Below are 3,861 nucleotides of genomic sequence, written 5' to 3' on the forward strand. Positions count from 1 at the left end.
AAGTAGCCATCGCAAAATCATGCCCGATTTCGCGAGGCCATCAAGACGCGCAAACCCTTGCCCAGATCGGCTCTCCGACGTTTTCATCATGAAAAACCATCACACTTTTCCGCGAAGATCCCTAATTACTACCATGTAACCCAAAAATTATTGAGCGCCGTTAAACTGCGCCCGCAGTGCTCAAGCTGCGAAAATCCTCTTCACGCTCGCGCTCGCCACTCTTCATGCCCGCAACCGCAAAAACCTGCTCGCCGTCCTGCCGCTCCGCGAGCACGCCTTTGCGGGCACATCAGTCGCGCCGCGCGTTCCTGAAATCCTCGGCAAGCGTGCTGCTGTTCTCCGGCATGAGCAGTTCGCTGCTATCGGCTTGCGGAGGCGGAAATCTCGATACTGATCAGCCGGCAACGCCGCGCCTCGCGTCGGTGAGCAACTTCCGCGACGTGGCGGGTGCGGCTGCCGGCTATCCCACCGTCGACGGCAAGCAGATGCGCCGTGGCGCCTTTTATCGCGCGAATGCGCTGAGCCTCAGCGCGGCCGACGCCGCTACCATCGACAAACTCGGCATCTCCTCGGTCTACGACCTGCGCACGCCAGGCGAAATCGCGCGCATCGCCGATATCCTGCCGACCGGCGCGACATCACAAGCACTCGATGTCCTGGGTACCAGCGACTTCGTCACGCCAACGTTCGATACGGCAGGCGCCGCCGTGGCGTTCATGGAAGCCCAGGTGCGCGGCTATGTCACCGGCGCTGCCCAGCGCGTCGGGTACGGCGAGCTTCTCACGCGACTCGCCAATGGCGCTGGCGTGCAACTGTTTCATTCCAACACGGGTAAGGATCGTACCGGCTGGGTCGCGGCGCTCCTGCTCAGCATCGCCAACGTGCCGCTCGACGTCATCACGCAGGACTATCTGCTCAGCAACGTCTATCTCGCCGAGTCGATTGCGGCGCAGACCGGGACGCTGCGCGCGCAGGACGGCGATGCGGTCGCAACGGTCGAGTCGCCCTTGTTCAACGTCCAGGAAAGTTATCTGCAAGCGGGGTTTGATCAGGTGCAGGCGAGCTACGGCACGATGGCGAGCTATCTGACACAAGGCCTTGGCCTGTCTCAGGCGACGATCGACACGTTGCGCGACCGTCTGGCGGTCTGACTCGCGTTCGCCGCGTCGGGTGTTGAGCGGAACACCAGACAAGTACAGGCGAAAAAAGTCCGCCCCAAGTAACCAGGCGGACAGAGAAGGGCGGCATCGAGGTTGCCGGGGGCGACTATAAGGCCACAGGCCTCACGAAAGCCCATCCAGTAAGGGCGCGTAAGTGCCCGCGCTCGGCGCCGTTCTACCCTTCCCGATCATCCTCAAGCTTGTGCTGCCCCAACCGGCAATTCGATCCGTACTTCCAGCCCGCCTTGCGCGTGATTGCGCACATGGCAGCGTCCGCCGCGATCGTGCGCGAGCCGCGCGACAATCGCGAGACCCAGCCCGCAATGACCTTCGCCGCCACGTGCGGCGTCGAGCCGTACGAACGGTTTCATTGCTGCGGCGATGCGGTCGTCAGGAATACCCGGGCCGTGATCGCGCACGCTGATGACCCAATGCCCGTCGTTGCGCGCCGTGGCGATGTCAACTGGTGGTGAGCCGTGCTCGAGCGCGTTATCGACGAGGTTCGTCACCAACCGGTCGAGCAAGGTGCGCGGCAGCGTGAACGACGCACCGCCGCGCAGATCGAGCGTGAACAGCGGCGTCTCAGTGCTGTCGCTGGCGGAAAACTGTTCCTGCAGGAATTCGTCGACTTCGACCGGCGGCCCCGCGTCGGCTGATTGACCGGCAAACTCCAGAAACTGCTGGACGATGTTGGTCAACGAGTCGACGTCGCGGATCAGTCCGGCCCGCTCGTTGTCCGCGACCAGCACGCTCGCGCGCAACTTGAGCCGCGTGAGCGGTGCTTTCAGGTCGTGCGCGACACCGGCCAGCATCACCGCCTGGTCGTCGCCGGCTTCATTCAGGCGCCGCATCATGTCGTTGAAGGAACCGATCAGATCGCGCAGTTCACGCGGGCCTTGCACGGTCACGGGTTCCGGCCGGCCGCCTGAACCGAACGCGCGGGCTGCATCGGCCACGCGGGATAGAGGCCGCTGCATCTGCCAGACCGCGAACAACGACAGGATCAGCGCGGCCAGCAGCATCGAGATGGATTCGACCAGAAAGCGCGGGCGCGGTGGAACGTCCACCGGCACGACGACCCAGTTCGACTTGCCGGGGAACAGCACCCATAACTGCGGCGGGTGCAGGTCGTCGACGGCGATCTGCGTGCCGGGCGGCAGGTTCTCGCGCAATTGCCGGCTCAGTTCGACCAGCGGATGAATGGTCGGCGTGTGCAGATGGACGCTCGACGGCATGTTCCAGGTGGGGACGAGGTGCACACGCATGGCGGGCGCGAGCGCGGCGCCCTTCATCGGCTCGCCGTTGATCGCCTGCAGCACCAGCAGAATGCCGCGCGCGAAGCCGTCGATTTCGTGACGCGGCGGCTGCATCACCACCAGCACGAACCACCCGGCCTGAATCGCGAACAACACCGCCGTCGACAGCAACGCCATTCTGCCGAACAGCGTGTTCAGCGGGTTTTTCATGCGCTTGAGGCAGCCTCGTCGGCGAACGGCGTGCCGTCGGCGTCGGGCACGAACACATAGCCTTTGCCACGCACCGTCTGCACGTAGCAGGGATTGGACGGGTCGTCTTCGATCACGCGGCGCAGGCGCCAGATCGGCACGTCGAGGCTGCGGTCGCGGAAGGCGAGATTGTCGCGATGCACGAGATCGTGAATCAGCACGCGCGACAGCACCTTGTACGGATTGTTGACAAAGATCTTTAGCAGCGCGAACTCACTGTCGCGCAGGGGCAGCTTCGCGTCGTCGCGCGACAGCGAGCGCGTGGCAAAGTCGAGTTCGAATGGGCCGAAGCGATACGGCTTGCGGGCTTCCGGTGCACTCGTGGTGGACGGCCCACGGCGGCGCAGCACCGTATGAATGCGCGCGAGCAGTTCGCGCGGGTCGAACGGTTTAGTCAGATAGTCGTCCGCACCGAGCGAAAGCCCGACGATGCGGTCGGCTACCGTACCGCGCGCCGTGACGAAGATCACCGGAATGTCATCGCCGGCGGCGCGCAAGGCGGTGAGCGCGCGCAAGCCGTCGGTGTTCGGCATCATGATGTCGAGCACGACGACCGACGGCCGTTCACGTTCGAGCCGGCGTTGCAGATGGGTGCCGTCGTGCAGCACCGACGCGTCGAAGCCGTTCGATTGCAGAAACTTGCAAAGCAGATCGCGTACGACCGGGTCGTCGTCGACTATTAGGACCTGTGGATTCATGGCGAAATTCTAGACTGGCGCGCGCGGCGCGCGACCGACTGTTTTCTTACCAATGCTTACGCAAAGCCGCGCCGTCCTTGCCGGTTCGGGCGTCAGGCCCGTCACCAAAGGCTCACGGCATATTTCATGGTCGCCATATTTGGCAACGCGTTGGTAATGCTTTAGCTATGCGTCGCCACCGTGCAGCGCGGCGTGGAAGTCATTTTGCACCGCTTAAATTCCTCCGATGAAAGAATTTGCGCGCAATTGCTACTGATGGCAATGGGTCGCAACGGATCGTAAGAACCGCCGAAAAGCGCGCGTTCCTTTGTGCATCGCCACCGCGTGCGCGGCGAGATGATTCGTCGTGCAGTACGTTGCGCCGCATGTCGAAAACAGCCTAACGCCTTGGGCCCACGGCAGGCGGCGTGAAATCGAAACCTAGCGCCACGCGAGGCTCATCATGACCATTCACAGCAATTTCAGCTCAACCCGCTTTTCTTCGCTCGCGCCGACGCG

At 63.2% G+C, this 3,861-nt stretch carries 3 protein-coding genes; 1 reads left to right on the forward strand and 2 read right to left on the reverse strand.

Going from position 1 to position 3,861, the window contains the following annotated elements; translation table 11 throughout:
• Window positions 1–224 precede the first annotated feature (224 nt).
• On the forward strand, window positions 225–1,151 hold the full coding sequence (locus tag GNZ12_RS17970) for a tyrosine-protein phosphatase (RefSeq protein WP_172312114.1): 927 nt from the start codon (window positions 225–227) through the stop codon (window positions 1,149–1,151).
• Window positions 1,152–1,354: 203 nt separating this feature from the next.
• On the opposite strand, the gene GNZ12_RS17975 is transcribed toward GNZ12_RS17970, so the two are convergent.
• Both GNZ12_RS17975 and GNZ12_RS17980 read right to left on the reverse strand, forming a co-directional pair.
• Window positions 1,355–2,626, reverse strand: a complete 1,272-nt coding sequence (locus GNZ12_RS17975) for an ATP-binding protein (RefSeq protein WP_172312116.1) — start codon at window positions 2,624–2,626, stop codon at window positions 1,355–1,357.
• Window positions 2,623–3,363, reverse strand: coding sequence for a response regulator (locus GNZ12_RS17980; RefSeq protein WP_074282018.1), 741 nt, complete (start codon window positions 3,361–3,363; stop codon window positions 2,623–2,625). The genes GNZ12_RS17975 and GNZ12_RS17980 overlap by 4 nt, the downstream gene beginning before the upstream one ends.
• Window positions 3,364–3,861 lie beyond the last annotated feature (498 nt).

The organism is Paraburkholderia solitsugae, from assembly GCF_013177695.1.
Taxonomy (GTDB): domain Bacteria; phylum Pseudomonadota; class Gammaproteobacteria; order Burkholderiales; family Burkholderiaceae; genus Paraburkholderia; species Paraburkholderia solitsugae.